Source organism: Serratia sp. CY43202 (assembly GCF_052168755.1).
In the GTDB taxonomy this organism is placed as follows: Bacteria; Pseudomonadota; Gammaproteobacteria; order Enterobacterales; family Enterobacteriaceae; genus Serratia; species Serratia bockelmannii.
The window spans coordinates 458,352-473,588 of record NZ_JBJNMB010000003.1; the positions used below are offsets into that span (position 1 = coordinate 458,352).

Annotated in this window: 18 protein-coding genes; 9 read left to right on the forward strand and 9 right to left on the reverse strand. The window is 57.1% G+C overall.

The genetic code is table 11. From position 1 onward, the window contains the following. The first annotated feature begins 4 nt into the window (after window positions 1-4). Together pmrA and pmrB are read left to right on the forward strand one after the other, a co-directional pair. Entirely contained in the window at window positions 5-667 is a 663-nt protein-coding gene (gene pmrA, locus ACJ8J5_RS08625) for a two-component system response regulator PmrA (RefSeq protein WP_019453348.1), read from the forward strand. Next, on the forward strand, window positions 664-1,725 hold the full coding sequence (gene pmrB, locus ACJ8J5_RS08630) for a two-component system sensor histidine kinase PmrB (RefSeq protein WP_025305048.1): 1,062 nt from the start codon (window positions 664-666) through the stop codon (window positions 1,723-1,725). Before pmrA ends, pmrB begins: the two co-directional genes overlap by 4 nt. Window positions 1,726-1,761: 36 nt before the next feature. Here pmrB and cgtA read toward each other — a convergent pair whose 3' ends face one another. The 4 genes from cgtA to rplU all read right to left on the reverse strand — a co-directional run bounded on the left by cgtA (window position 1,762) and on the right by rplU (window position 4,614). Continuing rightward, complete coding sequence (gene cgtA, locus ACJ8J5_RS08635; protein ID WP_025305047.1) at window positions 1,762-2,934, reverse strand: Obg family GTPase CgtA; 1,173 nt, start codon at window positions 2,932-2,934, stop codon at window positions 1,762-1,764. A 16-nt stretch (window positions 2,935-2,950) separates the two neighbouring features. Continuing rightward, window positions 2,951-3,922, reverse strand: coding sequence for a DMT family transporter (locus ACJ8J5_RS08640; protein WP_043139276.1), 972 nt, complete (start codon window positions 3,920-3,922; stop codon window positions 2,951-2,953). A 105-nt stretch (window positions 3,923-4,027) separates the two neighbouring features. After that, on the reverse strand, window positions 4,028-4,285 hold the full coding sequence (gene rpmA / locus ACJ8J5_RS08645; protein ID WP_004933559.1) for a 50S ribosomal protein L27: 258 nt from the start codon (window positions 4,283-4,285) through the stop codon (window positions 4,028-4,030). Between the two features lie 17 nt (window positions 4,286-4,302). Continuing rightward, window positions 4,303-4,614 (reverse strand): 50S ribosomal protein L21, encoded by a 312-nt coding sequence (gene rplU, locus ACJ8J5_RS08650; RefSeq protein WP_004933561.1) that lies wholly within the window; start codon window positions 4,612-4,614, stop codon window positions 4,303-4,305. Window positions 4,615-4,884: 270 nt separating this feature from the next. On the opposite strand from rplU, the gene ispB reads away from it, so the two are divergent. Continuing rightward, window positions 4,885-5,856 carry an octaprenyl diphosphate synthase gene (gene ispB / locus ACJ8J5_RS08655; RefSeq protein ID WP_025305045.1) on the forward strand — a complete coding sequence of 324 codons (972 nt, stop codon included), beginning with the start codon at window positions 4,885-4,887 and terminating at the stop codon, window positions 5,854-5,856. Window positions 5,857-5,906: 50 nt separating this feature from the next. Here the strand turns inward: ispB and ACJ8J5_RS08660 are convergent, their stop codons facing one another. Next, complete coding sequence (locus ACJ8J5_RS08660; RefSeq protein ID WP_025305044.1) at window positions 5,907-6,263, reverse strand: DNA-binding protein; 357 nt, start codon at window positions 6,261-6,263, stop codon at window positions 5,907-5,909. Window positions 6,264-6,442: 179 nt separating this feature from the next. On the opposite strand from ACJ8J5_RS08660, the gene ACJ8J5_RS08665 reads away from it, so the two are divergent. Continuing rightward, window positions 6,443-6,703: a helix-turn-helix domain-containing protein gene (locus tag ACJ8J5_RS08665; RefSeq protein WP_004933567.1), complete on the forward strand. Its 261-nt coding sequence runs from the start codon at window positions 6,443-6,445 to the stop codon at window positions 6,701-6,703. A 66-nt stretch (window positions 6,704-6,769) separates the two neighbouring features. Here ACJ8J5_RS08665 and mdh read toward each other — a convergent pair whose 3' ends face one another. Continuing rightward, window positions 6,770-7,708: a malate dehydrogenase gene (mdh, locus tag ACJ8J5_RS08670; protein ID WP_004933569.1), complete on the reverse strand. Its 939-nt coding sequence runs from the start codon at window positions 7,706-7,708 to the stop codon at window positions 6,770-6,772. A gap of 464 nt (window positions 7,709-8,172) precedes the next feature. Here mdh and argR point away from each other — a divergent pair, with 464 nt between their 5' ends. The 3 genes from argR to yhcN (ACJ8J5_RS08685) all read left to right on the forward strand — a co-directional run bounded on the left by argR (window position 8,173) and on the right by yhcN (ACJ8J5_RS08685) (window position 9,694). After that, a complete protein-coding gene (argR, locus tag ACJ8J5_RS08675) occupies window positions 8,173-8,643 on the forward strand; it encodes a transcriptional regulator ArgR (protein WP_016929335.1) in 471 nt (156 codons plus the stop codon). Window positions 8,644-9,046: 403 nt separating this feature from the next. Beyond that, on the forward strand, window positions 9,047-9,310 hold the full coding sequence (gene yhcN, locus ACJ8J5_RS08680; protein ID WP_025305043.1) for a peroxide/acid stress response protein YhcN: 264 nt from the start codon (window positions 9,047-9,049) through the stop codon (window positions 9,308-9,310). Between the two features lie 120 nt (window positions 9,311-9,430). Then, window positions 9,431-9,694, forward strand: coding sequence for a peroxide/acid stress response protein YhcN (gene yhcN, locus ACJ8J5_RS08685; protein WP_025305042.1), 264 nt, complete (start codon window positions 9,431-9,433; stop codon window positions 9,692-9,694). 197 nt (window positions 9,695-9,891) lie between these two features. Here yhcN (ACJ8J5_RS08685) and mpl read toward each other — a convergent pair whose 3' ends face one another. Then, on the reverse strand, window positions 9,892-11,271 hold the full coding sequence (mpl, locus tag ACJ8J5_RS08690; protein WP_033636810.1) for a UDP-N-acetylmuramate:L-alanyl-gamma-D-glutamyl-meso-diaminopimelate ligase: 1,380 nt from the start codon (window positions 11,269-11,271) through the stop codon (window positions 9,892-9,894). Between the two features lie 169 nt (window positions 11,272-11,440). Between mpl and fbp the strand changes: the two genes are divergently transcribed. After that, window positions 11,441-12,445: a class 1 fructose-bisphosphatase gene (fbp, locus tag ACJ8J5_RS08695; protein ID WP_004933587.1), complete on the forward strand. Its 1,005-nt coding sequence runs from the start codon at window positions 11,441-11,443 to the stop codon at window positions 12,443-12,445. 45 nt (window positions 12,446-12,490) lie between these two features. Here fbp and ACJ8J5_RS08700 read toward each other — a convergent pair whose 3' ends face one another. Further along, entirely contained in the window at window positions 12,491-14,044 is a 1,554-nt protein-coding gene (locus tag ACJ8J5_RS08700) for a methyl-accepting chemotaxis protein (RefSeq protein WP_025305040.1), read from the reverse strand. 261 nt (window positions 14,045-14,305) lie between these two features. Here ACJ8J5_RS08700 and ppa point away from each other — a divergent pair, with 261 nt between their 5' ends. Next, the gene (ppa, locus tag ACJ8J5_RS08705) at window positions 14,306-14,836 is read left to right on the forward strand and encodes an inorganic diphosphatase (RefSeq protein ID WP_004933594.1); all 531 of its coding nucleotides are present in this window, start codon (window positions 14,306-14,308) and stop codon (window positions 14,834-14,836) included. A gap of 53 nt (window positions 14,837-14,889) precedes the next feature. Here the strand turns inward: ppa and ACJ8J5_RS08710 are convergent, their stop codons facing one another. Next, window positions 14,890-15,237, reverse strand: a complete 348-nt coding sequence (locus tag ACJ8J5_RS08710) for a gamma-glutamylcyclotransferase family protein (protein ID WP_025159589.1) — start codon at window positions 15,235-15,237, stop codon at window positions 14,890-14,892.

Consider the following 15,237-nt stretch of genomic DNA (forward strand, 5'->3'; position numbering starts at 1 on the left):
CGTCATGAAGCTGCTGGTCGTTGAGGATGATGAACTGTTGCAACAGGGGCTGGCACTGGCGCTGACCGGCGAAGGTTACGTCTGCGACTGCGCCGCCACGGCGGCGGAGGCCAACAGCCTGCTCATCACCAGCCAATACAGCATGGTGATCCTGGATCTCGGTCTGCCGGACATGGACGGCGCCGCACTGCTGCGGCAGTGGCGCCGCCAGCAGATCGATCTGCCGGTGCTGATCCTGACCGCCCGTGATGCCCTGGAAGATCGCGTCGACGGGCTGGATGCCGGCGCCGACGACTACCTGGTCAAACCCTTCGCGCTGGTTGAGCTGCAGGCGCGCGTGCGCGCCCTTCTGCGGCGCTACCAGGGCCACAGCGACAATCTGATGCAGGTGGATGACCTGCAGTTGAACCTCTCGAGCCAGCAGGTCTACCTGCAGCAACAGCCGGTGGAGGTTACGCCGAAAGAGTTCGCCATTCTGGCGCGCCTGATTATGCGTGCCGGGCAGACGGTCAATCGTGAACTCCTGCAGCAGGATCTCTACACCTGGCAGGACGACCTGGGTTCCAACACGCTGGAAGTGCACATCCACAACCTGCGCCGCAAACTGGGCAAGGATCGCATCCGCACCGTGCGCGGCATCGGCTATCGCCTGGAACCCTCGTCATGATCAGCATGCGCCGCCGCCTGCTGCTGATGCTGGCGCTGATCCTGCTGGTCACGCAACTCATCAGCGCCTTCTGGCTGTGGCACGAAAGCCAGGAGCAGATCAGTTTCCTGGTGGATGAAACCCTGTCCGCCAAAGTGCGTACCGAGCGCGTCGATACCGAGATCGCCGAGGCCATAGCGTCGCTGCTGGCGCCTTCGCTGATCATGATGGTCGTCACGCTGCTGGCGTCGTTTTGGGCCATCAGCTGGATCATCCGCCCGCTAAACCAATTGCAGCAGCGGCTGGAAAAGCGCTCTGCCGATAACCTGACGCCGCTGCCAATCACCAGCGACAGCCAGGAAATGGTAGCGGTCACCAATGCACTCAATCAGCTGTTCTCACGGCTGGATAACACCATTCAACAGGAACGCCTGTTCACTGCCGACGCCGCCCACGAGCTGCGCACGCCGCTGGCCGGCATCCGCCTGCACCTGGAACTGATGGAAAAGCAGGGCGTCAAGGGCAGCCAGGCGCTGATCGCCCGAATCGATCAACTGATGCACACCGTCGAGCAGTTGCTGATGCTGTCGCGCGCCGGGCAAGACTTCGCCAGCGGCCATTATCAGCATTTCGATTGGGTGGCCGATGTGATCCAACCGCTGCGCGAAGAACTCGACGAAATGACCGCCCAACGCGGGCAGACGCTGGATTGGCAATTGCCGGCCGTCGCCGCGGTGAACGGCGATCCGGTGCTGCTGCGGTTGCTGCTGCGCAACCTGGTCGAAAATGCCCACCGTTACGGCCCGGAAGGCGGCGCGATACAGGTGCGATTAACGCCGCAAGACAGCGGCTATCTGCTGCAGGTCATCGACGATGGCCCGGGTATCAAGGAAGAGATGGTTGGGGAGCTGACGCAGGCGTTTCGCCGCATGGATCAACGCTACGGCGGCAGCGGACTGGGCCTGAATATCGTGATCCGCATCGCGCAACTGCACCAGGGGCGATTGACGCTGGAAAACCGCCGCGATGCGCGCGGCCTGAACGCCCAGTGCTGGTTGCCGGAAAAGGCGCTCAAATAACAAGGGCCCAGCGTTGCTGAGCCCTTTATCACCGAATTACTTCTGGTAAATGATTTCGACGCCTTCGTCGTCGTCTTCGTCCCAGTCGTCATCCCAGTCATCTTCCGCTTCGGCTTCCACCTCCGCGATTTGCTCGCGGTGGTAGTCATCCCACATGAATTCGACTTTTTCCGGCGCGCTTTCTTCAATCGCCATCGCTTTCGGCTGAGTGTTGATGAAGTTCATCACGTCCCAGCACAGCGCGTTGACGCCTTCGCGGTTGGCGGCGGAGATCATGTAGTACTTCCCTTCCCAACCCATGCCTTCCACAATCGCTTTGGCGCGTTCGGCGGCTTCTTCCTCACCAATCACATCAATTTTGTTGAACACCAGCCACCGTGGCTTCTGCGCCAGATTTTCGCTGTATTGGTTCAACTCGTTGATGATCACTTTGGCGTTTTCCACCGGATCGGTTTCGTCGATCGGCGCGATATCCACCAGGTGCAGCAGCACGCGGCAACGCTCCAGGTGTTTCAGGAAGCGAATACCCAGGCCCGCCCCTTCGGAGGCCCCCTCGATCAACCCCGGAATGTCGGCAACCACAAAGCTCTGCTCGTGGTCCATACGCACCACGCCCAGGCTCGGTACCAGCGTGGTGAACGGATAATCGGCCACCTTAGGTTTGGCAGCAGACACCGCGCGGATGAAGGTCGATTTACCGGCGTTCGGCAGCCCCAGCATGCCCACATCGGCCAGCAGCAACAGCTCCAGCAACAGGTCACGCGCTTCGCCCGCGGTACCCAGCGTCTTCTGACGCGGCGCGCGGTTGACCGAAGATTTGAAACGGGTGTTGCCCAGACCGTGCCAGCCGCCTTTGGCGACCATCAGCTTCTGCTCGTGACGCGTCATGTCGCCGAGGATCTCGCCGGTGCCCTGATCCTTCACGCGCGTGCCGACCGGCACCTTGATGATGACGTCTTTACCGCGTTTGCCGGTACAGTCGCGGCTCTGGCCATTCTGGCCGCGCTCGGCGCGGAAAGACTTCTCAAAGCGGTAGTCGATCAGGGTGTTGAGGTTCTCATCCGCCAGCAGGTAAACGTCGCCGCCGTCACCGCCGTCACCGCCGTCAGGCCCACCGTTCGGGATATATTTTTCGCGGCGGAAGCTGACGCACCCGTTGCCGCCGTCGCCTGCAACGACCAGAATCGCTGCTTCATCTACAAACTTCATTTACCGTCTCCGTAAATCATTCACCGGGCTGCTTCAAAGGAGCAACCAGGGGGGGTTCTGCCCGTCGCGGCCACCACCGGTGACCAATTGCGGAAAACATGGCGCCCGCCACAACCACAAACGCACCCACATAGCCGACGATGTTCAGCGTCGGCGCAGCGAATGCCTGGGGCCAGGCCAGCGCCAATAAATCTGAAAACAGCAGGGTAAACAGCGGGGTCAGCGTCACCAACGCGCTCACCTGCGCCGCCTGCCAGCGCGCCATCGCTTCCGCCAACGCGCCGTAACCGATCAACGTGTTGGCGCCACAAAATAGCAGACACGCCAATTGCCAGCCGCTCAGCTGGAAAATCACCTCGGGTTTGGCCAGAGGGAACAACGCTATCGCACATAAAGTGTACAACATAACCAGGATCTGCGGCGAAGCCAGTCGGCGCAGCAACACCTTCTGCGCCACGCCGTAGCTCACCCAAACCATCGCCGCGCACACGCCCAGCATAACGCCCAGCGTGTAGTCCGTCAGCCGGGTGAAGATCTCTATCAAACTGACGTTGAAAAACAGCATCAGTCCGCAAATCAGCATCAGGGCGCCAATAACCTGGGTGATGCGCATACGTTCTTTTAAAATCAGCACGCTGGCGAACATCATGCCCACCGGCGACAGCTGGCCAATCACCTGCGACGCCGTCGGGCTCAGGTATTGCAGCGAGGAGCTGAAGAACACAAAGTTGCCTAGCAGCCCCGCCGTCGCGATCGCCAACAGCAGCAGCCAACGCGGCTGGCGGAACATCGTCAGCCGCGGCAGCTTGCCGCGTACCGCGAGGATCACGCCCAAACCGATGGCGGCCATGGTAAAGCGATACCAGACAACGGTAAACGGCTCCATCACGACCAACACTTCTTTCATCGCGATCGGCAACGCGCCCCAGCAAACCGCCGTGGTTAACGCCAGAGAAATGCCAACGCCGACCTGCTGCTTCGTATCCATATCACCTTCGCCAACGCTGACGGGCCTGCCCTCAGGCAACCCATAAATGTAAAAAGCCCCGCAACGAATTGCGGGGCTTACATCTATTTCGTAAGGCTCGAAAAATTATTCAGCTTCGATGCTGATGAATTTACGATTGCTCGGGCCTTTAACTTCGAATTTGACTTTACCGTCTTTCAAAGCAAACAGAGTGTGGTCTTTGCCGCAACCCACGTTGGTACCAGCGTGGAATTTGGTGCCGCGCTGACGAACGATGATGCTGCCTGCCAGTACTGCTTCGCCGCCAAAGCGTTTTACGCCCAGACGTTTAGCTTCTGAATCGCGACCGTTACGAGTCGAGCCGCCAGCCTTTTTGTGTGCCATTAATCCGCTCTCCTAACTTAAGCGCTGATGCCGGTGATTTTAACGTCAGTGAACCACTGACGGTGGCCCTGCTGCTTACGGTGGTGTTTACGACGACGAAACTTAACAATTTTAATTTTCTCGCCACGACCGTGAGCAACAACTTCAGCTTTGATCTTGCCGCCATCGACGAAAGGAACGCCGATTTTGATATCTTCGCCATTAGCGATCATCAGAATCTGGTCAAACTCAACCGCTTCACCAGTTGCGATGTCCAGCTTTTCCAAGCGAACGGTCTGACCTTCGCTTACTCGGTGTTGTTTACCACCACTTTGGAAAACCGCGTACATATAAAACTCCGCTTTCCGCGTGCCCGACTGTGTTAGTTCAGAGCGCGCTATAAATATTCACAATAGGGCGCGAATTCTACGCAAAAAAGCAGCGTATGACAAGAGCAGAATAAGACCAGAACAAGAAAAAAGAAGAAAAAAAGCGCAGTTTCTTTCGTGGCGTTTATCTGAACCGTTTTTCAAGTACAATCATAGGGACAGTTACCGCCATGTACCGATGTGAGCAGCGATCTCAACGCGGTGAAGAGAAACACAGCTGAAAAAAACACAATGAACCTAGAGCAAATTACCGAGTTAACCGCGCAAGATATGGCGGCCGTGAACGCAACAATTCTCGAACAGCTGAATTCCGATGTCACGCTCATCAATCAGCTTGGCTATTACATTATCAGCGGTGGCGGTAAGCGCATCCGGCCGATGATCGCCGTCCTGGCGGCGCGGGCGTTGGGCTATGAAGGCAACAAGCACGTCACCGTCGCCGCCCTGATCGAATTCATTCATACCGCCACGTTGCTGCATGACGACGTCGTCGACGAATCGGACATGCGCCGCGGCAAAGCCACCGCCAACGCGGCGTTCGGCAACGCCGCCAGCGTGCTGGTCGGCGACTTTATCTATACCCGCGCCTTCCAGATGATGACCAGCCTGGAATCCCTGCGCGTGCTGGCGCTGATGTCGGAGGCGGTCAACGTCATCGCCGAAGGCGAAGTGCTGCAGTTGATGAATGTGCACGATCCCGACATCAGCGAAGAAAGCTATATGCGGGTGATCTACAGCAAAACCGCCCGTCTGTTTGAGGCGGCGGCGCAATCGTCGGCGATCCTGTCCGGCGCCAGCGCCGAACAAGAGAAGGCGCTGCAAGATTATGGCCGCTACCTCGGCACCGCTTTCCAGCTGATCGACGATCTGCTCGACTACAGCGCCGACGGCAGCACCCTGGGCAAAAACACCGGCGACGATCTGAACGAAGGGAAACCGACCCTGCCGCTGCTGCACGCGATGCACAACGGCGACGACGCCCAGCGTGACATGATCCGTGGCGCAATTGAGCAAGGCAACGGCCGTCATTTGTTGGAGCCGGTACTGCAGGCGATGCAGCAATGCGGTTCGCTGGAATACACCCGCCAACGCGCCGAGGAAGAGGCCGACAAGGCGATCGCCGCGCTGCAGGTGTTGCCGGCATCGGAGCACCGCACGGCGCTGGAAGGCCTGGCCCATTTAGCGGTGCAACGCGATTTTTAAGAAATCGTGATTTCGCAATACACTCATCAGGCCCGCGTACGCGGGCCTGCTTAGGTATTGCTCTCTTCGTCGATACGCGCCAGCAGGCCGCCAATCCCTTCCCGCATCAGGAAAGCCACCATTTTCTCGCGCTCGCTCTCCGTCAAATGGTAGTAATACTCGATCCAGACCGCCAACGGATCCTGGCGTTCTACGTCATAGGCCGCCCCGTCTTCCTTCAGCACCAGCAGGTTACGCACACCTGAAGGCAGGCTATCGATATGGTATTCCAACGCTTTTCCCTGCACGCCTTTACGCCTGCGGCTGATCCAGCCTTCGCGCCGGGCCATCAAATTGATTCCCTGTGGTGAGGAGGGTAATCCTGCGATGCCTGTCAGTTCCTTGGCGGCAAACCACTCGTTTTTCATGGCCATCATCTCTGGGCAATAGTGGGCAACGTCATTTTGGAAATTACCTGGGTATTTTTTAGGAAATTTAATGGTATTCTGGTTTCCGAATAAACGTTTCACGTTGTTCAAACGCTTAACTTTGACTCGTTAGTTATACCACTAACGCAACTTTGGCTAATCAGAAAAGGAATGTAAACATGAATTCAAGGAACCCAGATTGGCACCCAGCAGATATCATCGCGGCGCTACGCAAGCAGGGCACCACGCTGGCGGCGGTATCGCGCAAGGCCGGATTGAGCTCATCGACGCTGGCCAATGCGCTGTCGCGCCCGTGGCCGAAGGGGGAATGGCTGATCGCCGAAGCGATAGGCATTCACCCATCGGAGATCTGGCCAAGCCGTTATTACGATCCGCACAGCGATTGCCTGCTGGATCGCAAAGCACGCATCAAGTCGTGAACGCGGAACAAAAAAAACCGCCGGAACAGCGTCCGGCGGCGTTTATCGGCTGACTCTCGGTATCGATCAGTTATTGATGAACTTCTCGCCCAGTTCGATATCTTTGTGCAGCACGTCCAGCATCTCGTTCAGCGCTTTCTGCTCGAAGGCGCTCAGGGTGCCGATATCTTTACGCTCTTCAACGCCGTTCTTGCCCAGCACCAGCGGCTGCGCGAAGAAGCGAGCGTATTTGCCGTCGCCTTCAACGTAAGCGCATTCCACAACGCCTTTTTCGCCCTGCAGCGCACGCACCAGAGACAGACCGAAACGTGCGGCCGCCTGGCCCATGGACAGCGTTGCAGACCCGCCGCCGGCTTTGGCTTCTACCACTTCGGTACCGGCGTTCTGAATGCGTTTGGTCAGATCCGCCACTTCCTGATCGGTGAAGCTCACACCAGGGATCTGCGACAGCAGAGGCAGAATGGTCACGCCAGAGTGGCCGCCGATAACCGGCACGTTCAGCTCTTCCGGCTGCTTGCCTTTCAGCTCGGCCACGAAGGTGTTGGAACGGATGATATCCAGCGAAGTCACGCCGAACAGTTTGTTCTTGTCGTAAACGCCGGCTTTTTTCAGCACTTCCGCCGCGATGGCGACCGTGGTGTTAACCGGGTTGGTGATGATGCCGATGCAGGCTTTCGGGCAGGTTTTCGCCACTTGCTCAATCAGGTTACGCACGATGCCGGCGTTAACGTTGAACAGATCAGAGCGATCCATGCCTGGCTTACGGGCCACGCCGGCGGAAATCAGCACCACGTCCGCACCGTGCAGAGCCGGGGTCGCGTCTTCGCCGCTGAAGCCTTTAATTTTAACTGCGGTTGGGATGTGGCTTAAGTCGACGGCAACGCCTGGGGTTACGGGGGCAATGTCGTAGAGAGAGAGTTCAGAACCTGAAGGAAGCTGGGTTTTGAGTAGAAGGGCGAGGGCCTGGCCGATACCGCCAGCAGCACCGAGAACTGCAACTTTCATCCTATACTCCTTTATTATCTTAAATATATAAAGCGCCGTGAATGTGTTGGTTACGGACCTTGAGTCATTACACCTTTTAAAACAATAAATTAGCCAACTCTTGCCTGCAGGTGTAATAAAACGGCCGCTGTCGCGCCCATTTTAGATTAAATCGCTTGCGCATGAAGGGCATAGCGCACACTAATCAAAAATAGTGCGAGGTTATTCACGAGCAAGTTAACCGGCCGTTACATTACACCCTTACGCAACATCAGAACAACATCATTTTAATAACATTTTATTTACCACCGTAGGCCGATTTTCCGTCGTCAAAAGGGCATATTCATCGCGGCCGGATTTTGTTAAAATGCCGCCCTTTCCTCGCCGCCCGGTCTTTTTTATTTTCTTTGGGGCGGCCTTTGTTGCATAAAAATTCATCTATATGCATAATCATGACTTCCACTATCAACATTCCACGGTGCAAAATGCGTAATCCCGCAAAACAGGAAGATCTGATCAAGACGTTCAAAGCGTTATTGAAAGAAGAAAAATTCAGTTCTCAAGGCGAGATCGTTTTGGCGCTGCAAGAAGAAGGCTTCGAAAACATTAACCAATCCAAAGTATCGCGCATGCTGACCAAGTTCGGCGCGGTACGTACGCGCAATGCCAAAATGGAAATGGTGTATTGCCTTCCTGCCGAACTCGGCGTGCCGACCACCACCAGCCCGTTGAAGAATCTGGTGCTGGACGTCGACCATAACGACGCCGTCGTGGTGATCCATACCAGCCCGGGCGCCGCGCAGCTGATCGCCCGCCTGCTCGACTCACTGGGTAAATCCCAGGGCATCCTCGGCACGATTGCCGGCGACGATACCATTTTCGTCACCCCGTCCAGCGGCTTTACCGCTCAGAAGCTGCATGAAGCGATCCTGGGCGTGTTTGAGCAAGAGCTGTGAAACCTGGCGCTAACAAAGTGCGGCTACCTTCCGCATTTTGTTAGCGCTTCTTTAACCCCCGCGTTACCTCCCCGGCCTTTAACCGCGTTTAACACTGCTTTTTTATCCCGCAACAACACATTTCCATGACATCGCCATGTAACCAGCAGTACCCACTGTGATCTTCCGCACTTTTGGTTAAAAGCACTTACCTTATTGAAATTACATAAATTTAACATCAAAAGATCGTTTTATGAGCGTTTTTTATTCCTTACAGTTATAAAAAATAAGGATCATAAGGTTAAAGTTTCACTAGCAACTGTTAGCGAACTATTAATTTTTCGCGTTACTAGCTGTATACTCATTTTCGTGAACTGAATCACAGTTCGTTGGAACTGATAAAAGAATACGATGAGGTGAGATAATGAAAATTAAAGCTACCGTTGCAACCCTGAGCGTTCTGTCCATGCTTTCATTTGGTGCATTCGCAGCACAATCTGTTGATGCAACCCAGGCCGCACAACTGCAACCCGCCGGTGTGATCACCGTGAGTGGCGTCGCCGCTGCGCCTTCCGACATCCGCCAGGCACTGTCTGACAAAGCTGACGCCAAAGGGGCGACCGCTTACCGCGTGATCGAAGCGCGTAACGACGGCAACTTCCACGCGACCGCTGAAATCTACAAATAAGTAACGACATTACCCGGCAACGGGCAATACATCTCTGGAATCAAACGCTGTCATAACGGCCTTCAAGAATAAAAATCGCTGCCAAGCCCTTCCAGGCTGTTATGACCAAGGATCGCTATCATGAACATGAAAACTACTCTTGCTGCACTCGGTCTGCTGTCCGTCATCTCCTTCGGCGCATCTGCCGCCCAGTTGGTGACTAACGATCAGACCGCCAATCTGCAATCTATCGGCACCATTACCGTCAGCGGTATCGACGGCGCACCGACCGACATTCGCCAGGCGCTGTCGGAGAAAGCCGACGCTAAAGGCGCGACCGCCTACCGCGTGATCGAAGCGCGTAACGAAGGCAACTACCACGCCACCGCCGAGATTTACAAATAACAACTCTGGGAACGGCTTTGCAGAGCTGATTACCCTCGTCACTGCCACTGCCGAGTTCTGACGCAAACGCCGATTTCCCAGAGCCCCTCTCGTCGTCCTATCCGACGAACCCCGTTGCCCTCGCTCGCGAGGGCTTTTTTATGGGCGTAAAAAAGGCCGCAAATGCGGCCCTTAGAGTGGCTTATGCTACTGAACAATCAGTAGGTCACCTTCGGTTCCTGCTTTTTCGCCAGCGCGTCCAGCAGGCGATCGTGAATGCCGCCAAAACCGCCGTTGCTCATCACCAGAATGTGGTCGCCCGGCTGTGCGGTTTTCACCACCATGTCCACCAGCGTGTCGAGATCCGCGCTCCAGTGCGCCGGCTGCACACAGGCATCAGCCACTTCCGCTACCTGCCATGGAATGTGATGCGGCTGGAACAGGAACACTTCGTCGGCGCGGCCGAGCGAAGGCGCCAGATCGTTTTTGCTGATGCCCATTTTCATGGTGTTGGATCGCGGTTCCAGCACCGCCAGAATGCGCGCCGTGCCGCCGACCTTGCCGCGCAACGCGGCCAGGGTGGCCAGGATCGCGGTCGGGTGGTGCGCGAAGTCGTCGTAAACCGTGACGCCGTTGGCTTCGCCACGCAGCTCCAGGCGGCGGCGGGCGTTGATGAAATCGCCCAACGCGCGGCAGGCGTCCGCCGGCTGCACGCCAACGTGGCGAGTCGCGGCGATGGCCATCAGGCCGTTATGCATGTTGTGCTCGCCCACCAGCGCCCAGTTCACTTCGCCAACCTGCTCGCCGTCGAGGAACACCGCGTAATGACTGGCGTCCGGCGTCAGCTTCTGCGCGCGCCAGGTACCCTCTTCGCCCACCAGCTCCTGTTCGCTCCAGCAGCCCATCGCCATCACCTGCTTCAGGTGGCTGTCGTTGTCCGGCAGGATGATCTTGCCTTTGCCCGGCACCAGGCGCACCAAGTGGTGGAACTGTTTCTGGATGGCTTTCAGATCGTCGAAGATATCGGCGTGGTCGAACTCCAGGTTGTTCATGATCAGCGTGCGCGGGCTGTAGTGCACGAACTTGGAGCGCTTGTCGAAGAACGCGCAGTCATACTCGTCGGCCTCGATCACGAAGAACGGGCTGCCGCCGAGGCGCGCCGAGACGTCGAAGTTGCCCGGCACGCCGCCGATGACGAAGCCCGGCTGGTAGCCGCAGGCTTCGAGGATCCAGGTCGCCATGCCGGCGGTGGTAGTTTTACCGTGGGTACCGGCGACCGCCAGTACCCAGCGATCGCGCAACACGGCGTCGTGCAGCCACTGCGGGCCGGAAACGTAAGGGATGCCACGCTCCAGCACCGCCTCCACGCACGGGTTGCCGCGCGTCATGGCGTTGCCGATGATCACCAGATCCGGCGCCGGATCCAACTGGGCTGGATCATAACCCTGAATAAGATCGATCCCCTGGTTCTCCAGCAGCGTGCTCATCGGCGGATAGACGTTGGCGTCCGAACCGGTGACGTCATGCCCCAGTGAACGCGCCAGCATCGCCAGCCCGCCCATAAAGGTGCCACAGATCCCAAGAATGTGAATGCGCATAGGTTTCTCATGTGAGTGCATCGAATGTCGGCATATTCTAACGCTCAGAATCGTCCAGAAGAAATGGATTTGCCTATGAATGGCGCGCATCTTTGGGCTACACTGCTCGCGAAAACGTTGGCGGTTTGTTAACAGGCCGCTATCCATCCGTAGATTCAGGGATTGTGTCATGAAAACGTTAGGCGAATTTATCGTCGAGAAACAGCACGACTTCTCGCACGCCACCGGCGAGCTGACCGCGTTACTTTCTGCCATTAAACTGGGCGCCAAAATCATCCACCGCGACATCAACAAGGCTGGCCTGGTTGATATTCTGGGGACCAGCGGGGTGTCCAACGTACAGGGCGAAGTTCAGATGAAACTGGACCTGTACGCGAACGAAAAACTGAAAGCGGCGTTGAAAGCGCGTGGTGAAGTTGCGGGTATCGCTTCCGAAGAAGAAGATGAAATCGTGATATTCGACGGCGAGCGTGCTGAAAATGCCAAGTATGTCGTATTGATGGATCCGTTGGACGGTTCGTCCAACATCGATGTCAACGTCTCGGTCGGTACGATTTTCTCTATCTACCGTCGCATCACGCCGGTCGGCACACCGGTGACCGAAGAAGACTTCCTGCAGCCGGGCAGCGCCCAGGTCGCAGCGGGTTACGTGGTTTACGGTTCGTCCACCATGCTGGTGTACACCACTGGTTACGGTGTCCACGCCTTTACTTACGACCCGTCTCTGGGCGTGTTCTGCCTCTCCCACGAGAAAGTACGCTTCCCGGCGAGCGGCAACATGTATTCCATCAACGAAGGCAACTACATCAAGTTCCCTCTCGGCGTGAAGAAATACATCAAGTACTGCCAAGAGCAGGATGAAGCGACGCAGCGCCCTTACACCTCGCGCTACATCGGTTCTCTGGTGGCGGACTTCCACCGCAACCTGCTGAAAGGCGGCATCTACATCTACCCAAGCACCGCCAGCCATCCGCAAGGCAAGCTGCGCCTGCTGTACGAATGCAACCCGATGGCGTTTCTGGCCGAACAGGCCGGCGGTAAAGCCAGCGACGGCAAAAACCGCATTCTGGACATCACGCCGGTGAAACTGCACCAGCGCGCGCCATTCTTCGTCGGCACCAAGTCGATGGTAGAAGACGCAGAACGCTTCATCGCCGAAAACCCGGACGAGTAACGCGTTTCTGGCAAGGGTTCGGCACCGCGCCGAACCCTTATCGCCTTACAGCTTGAACGCCGCCATGCTCTGCGCCAGCAGCTGAGCCTGATCTTCCAGCGAGCGCGTTGCCGCCGCAGACTCTTCCACCAGCGCCGCATTCTGCTGCGCCACCTGATCCATCTGCGCCACCGCCAGGTTTACCTGTTCGATACCGCTGCTTTGTTCGCGCGTCGCCGCCGAGATCTCACGCATCAACGCCGTCACCCGGCCCACTTCACCGGTGATGCCGCTCATGGTCTGCGCGGCCGACTCCACCATCTGTTCGCCTTCCTGCACCCGGTTCTGCGACGCTTCAATCAGCCCTTTAATCTCTTTCGCCGACTGGGCGCTACGCTGCGCCAGACTGCGCACTTCACCGGCCACCACCGCGAAACCGCGGCCTTGCTCGCCGGCACGCGCCGCTTCCACCGCCGCGTTCAGCGCCAGGATATTGGTCTGGAAGGCGATGCCGTCCATCACGCTGATGATGTCGGCGATGCGGCGCGAACTGTCGGTGATCGCCTGCATCTTGCTCATCACCTGGCTGACCACGTCACTGCCCTGGTTGGCGATATCGGACACGCTCAGCGCCAGTTGGTTGGCCTGCTCGCAGTTCTCGGCGTTCATTTTCACCGTCGAAGTCAGCTGTTCCATGCTGGCGGCGGTCTCTTCCAGCGAAGCGGCCGACTCTTCGGTACGCTGCGCCAGATGCAGGTTACCGGCCGCCAGTTCGCGTGAACCGGTGTCGATCTGGCTGCTGGCATCGCGCACTTTGCTGACCGAACTGGCCAACGCCTGCTGCATACGCTGCATCGCCCGCACCAAGCGGCCCATCTCGGTATCACCCTCACCGCGGATCTCATGGGTCAGATCGCCGCCGGCGATGTGTTCCAACTGCGCGATGGACTCGTCCAACGGGCGCAAAATGATCACGCGCAGCGCGAACCAGGCCAGCACCGCCAGCAGCACGCTGAGCAGGCCCGCCACCACGATCAACGAGATCTTGGTGCTGGCGTTGTTTTCCGCGTCATACACCTGCTTTTCGCCGAGCTTCATGGCAAAGCTGCGGAAATCGCTGAGATCCTTTTCAAACGCGATGCTCAGCGCAGAGATGCGGGTCTCCTGAATATGGTAATACTCATCGATTTTGCCGGCCTTGATGGCGGCAGCCATCGGCTTCACGCCCTGCTCGAGGTAGGCGCGATAGCTGTTTTGCAGACGATTGGAGAGTTCGCGGCCGCGATCGGTCACGGTGCCGACGCCGACAAAGCGCGCCATTTCCTTGTTTGACTGATCGAGGTAACCGTAGATGCGGCCCACGGTGGCGTCGGACACATCGATCTGGCCGATCTCCCGTTGGCGCACCGCCAACGAAGCGGCGGTTCGGGCGCGCAGCGTCAGGTTGGAGCTGTTGGCCAGCGAGCCCAGCTCTTCACCGAGGATCTGATTCAAGGTATGGATCGATCGCGATCCTTCGTTAATCGCGTTGACGCCAATAACGCTGACCATGATCAGCAACATGGTCATCAGGCTCAGCAGGGCGATCAGCCCAGCCTTCACCGTAATCTTTTTTAGCATGAGTTCTTCCCGGCTTCAGAAATTGTGAGATCAGACGTAGTAGGGGTGGCAAAACGCGGAGCCAGCTTTGCTAGCTCATTATTGTTTGTTGAAGTTATCGGCAGGCGAAGGCAAAACTTCATGCCGCGGCGGGATTAATCTGGAAATTATCCCTGCGCCGGCACACTGGGTTTTCGACGATGAAAAGGGCAGGAAATCGCAAAAGAGTCCGCTATAATAGCCGCCACTCCATTTCTGGTTTGATGATTAAAGGAAACCGACATGAGCTTGAATCTGGTCCCTGCTGGCAAAGACCTGCCGGAAGACATCTACGTAGTAATCGAAATCCCGGCCAACGCCGATCCAATCAAATACGAAATCGACAAAGAAACCGGCGCGCTGTTCGTTGACCGTTTCATGTCCACCGCGATGTTCTACCCGTGCAACTACGGCTACATCAACCACACCCTGTCTCTGGACGGTGACCCGGTTGACGTGCTGGTCCCAACCCCATACCCGCTGCAGCCGGGCTCCGTGATCCGCTGCCGTCCGGTTGGCGTACTGAAGATGACCGACGAAGCCGGTGAAGACGCCAAGCTGGTTGCGGTACCACACAGCAAGCTGACCAAAGAGTACGATCACGTGAAAGACGTGAACGACCTGCCGGAACTGCTGAAAGCCCAGATCGCTCACTTCTTCGAGCACTACAAAGATCTGGAAAAAGGCAAATGGGTGAAAGTGGAAGGCTGGGCAGACGCTGCCGCGGCTAAAGCGGAAATCATCGCCTCCTTCGAACGCGCTGCCAAGAAGTAATTCCAGCCGCCGTCCGATGAAAAAACACCGCTCATTGAGCGGTGTTTTTTTTCTTACTGTTCTTCGAGACGCTTCAGCCAGTCACCGCTGGTAATCCGCGGGTAACCGTCCACGCTGTGTTTGTACAGGTAGATCCACGCACTCCCATAAGGCGTCTGAATCAGCTCGCGCTTATAGTCCTTGGTGTTGCTTTTCAGTTCGTCCAGCTCTGCCAGAATCGATGAGTTAATACGATACACCTCGCAATGTATCGTGCCCTCTCCAGGGATCGCCGCCGGGTAATGGCCCAGATTATAAATCTGATAGCCTTCGAGCTCGTGCTCGCCGAGCCATTGGGCGTTGGTCATCCAATGGCTGTTTCCCTGTTTGCGCCGTAAACTGCCGTAGACAATTATTCGCAT

What these genes read in the sequence shown, in the direction of transcription:
- ppa (WP_004933594.1), top strand. Translation starts at nt 14,306, where the DNA reads ATGAGCTTGAATCTGGTCCCTGCTGGCAAAGACCTGCCGGAAGACATC.
- rplU (WP_004933561.1), bottom strand. Translation starts at nt 4,614, where the DNA reads ATGTACGCGGTTTTCCAAAGTGGTGGTAAACAACACCGAGTAAGCGAA.
- yhcN (WP_025305043.1), top strand. Translation starts at nt 9,047, where the DNA reads ATGAAAATTAAAGCTACCGTTGCAACCCTGAGCGTTCTGTCCATGCTT.
- pmrB (WP_025305048.1), top strand. Translation starts at nt 664, where the DNA reads ATGATCAGCATGCGCCGCCGCCTGCTGCTGATGCTGGCGCTGATCCTG.
- ACJ8J5_RS08710 (WP_025159589.1), bottom strand. Translation starts at nt 15,237, where the DNA reads ATGCGAATAATTGTCTACGGCAGTTTACGGCGCAAACAGGGAAACAGC.
- yhcN (WP_025305042.1), top strand. Translation starts at nt 9,431, where the DNA reads ATGAACATGAAAACTACTCTTGCTGCACTCGGTCTGCTGTCCGTCATC.
- ACJ8J5_RS08665 (WP_004933567.1), top strand. Translation starts at nt 6,443, where the DNA reads ATGAATTCAAGGAACCCAGATTGGCACCCAGCAGATATCATCGCGGCG.
- ACJ8J5_RS08700 (WP_025305040.1), bottom strand. Translation starts at nt 14,044, where the DNA reads ATGCTAAAAAAGATTACGGTGAAGGCTGGGCTGATCGCCCTGCTGAGC.
- rpmA (WP_004933559.1), bottom strand. Translation starts at nt 4,285, where the DNA reads ATGGCACACAAAAAGGCTGGCGGCTCGACTCGTAACGGTCGCGATTCA.
- mpl (WP_033636810.1), bottom strand. Translation starts at nt 11,271, where the DNA reads ATGCGCATTCACATTCTTGGGATCTGTGGCACCTTTATGGGCGGGCTG.
- argR (WP_016929335.1), top strand. Translation starts at nt 8,173, where the DNA reads ATGCGTAATCCCGCAAAACAGGAAGATCTGATCAAGACGTTCAAAGCG.
- ACJ8J5_RS08660 (WP_025305044.1), bottom strand. Translation starts at nt 6,263, where the DNA reads ATGAAAAACGAGTGGTTTGCCGCCAAGGAACTGACAGGCATCGCAGGA.
- cgtA (WP_025305047.1), bottom strand. Translation starts at nt 2,934, where the DNA reads ATGAAGTTTGTAGATGAAGCAGCGATTCTGGTCGTTGCAGGCGACGGC.
- fbp (WP_004933587.1), top strand. Translation starts at nt 11,441, where the DNA reads ATGAAAACGTTAGGCGAATTTATCGTCGAGAAACAGCACGACTTCTCG.
- pmrA (WP_019453348.1), top strand. Translation starts at nt 5, where the DNA reads ATGAAGCTGCTGGTCGTTGAGGATGATGAACTGTTGCAACAGGGGCTG.
- mdh (WP_004933569.1), bottom strand. Translation starts at nt 7,708, where the DNA reads ATGAAAGTTGCAGTTCTCGGTGCTGCTGGCGGTATCGGCCAGGCCCTC.
- ispB (WP_025305045.1), top strand. Translation starts at nt 4,885, where the DNA reads ATGAACCTAGAGCAAATTACCGAGTTAACCGCGCAAGATATGGCGGCC.
- ACJ8J5_RS08640 (WP_043139276.1), bottom strand. Translation starts at nt 3,922, where the DNA reads ATGGATACGAAGCAGCAGGTCGGCGTTGGCATTTCTCTGGCGTTAACC.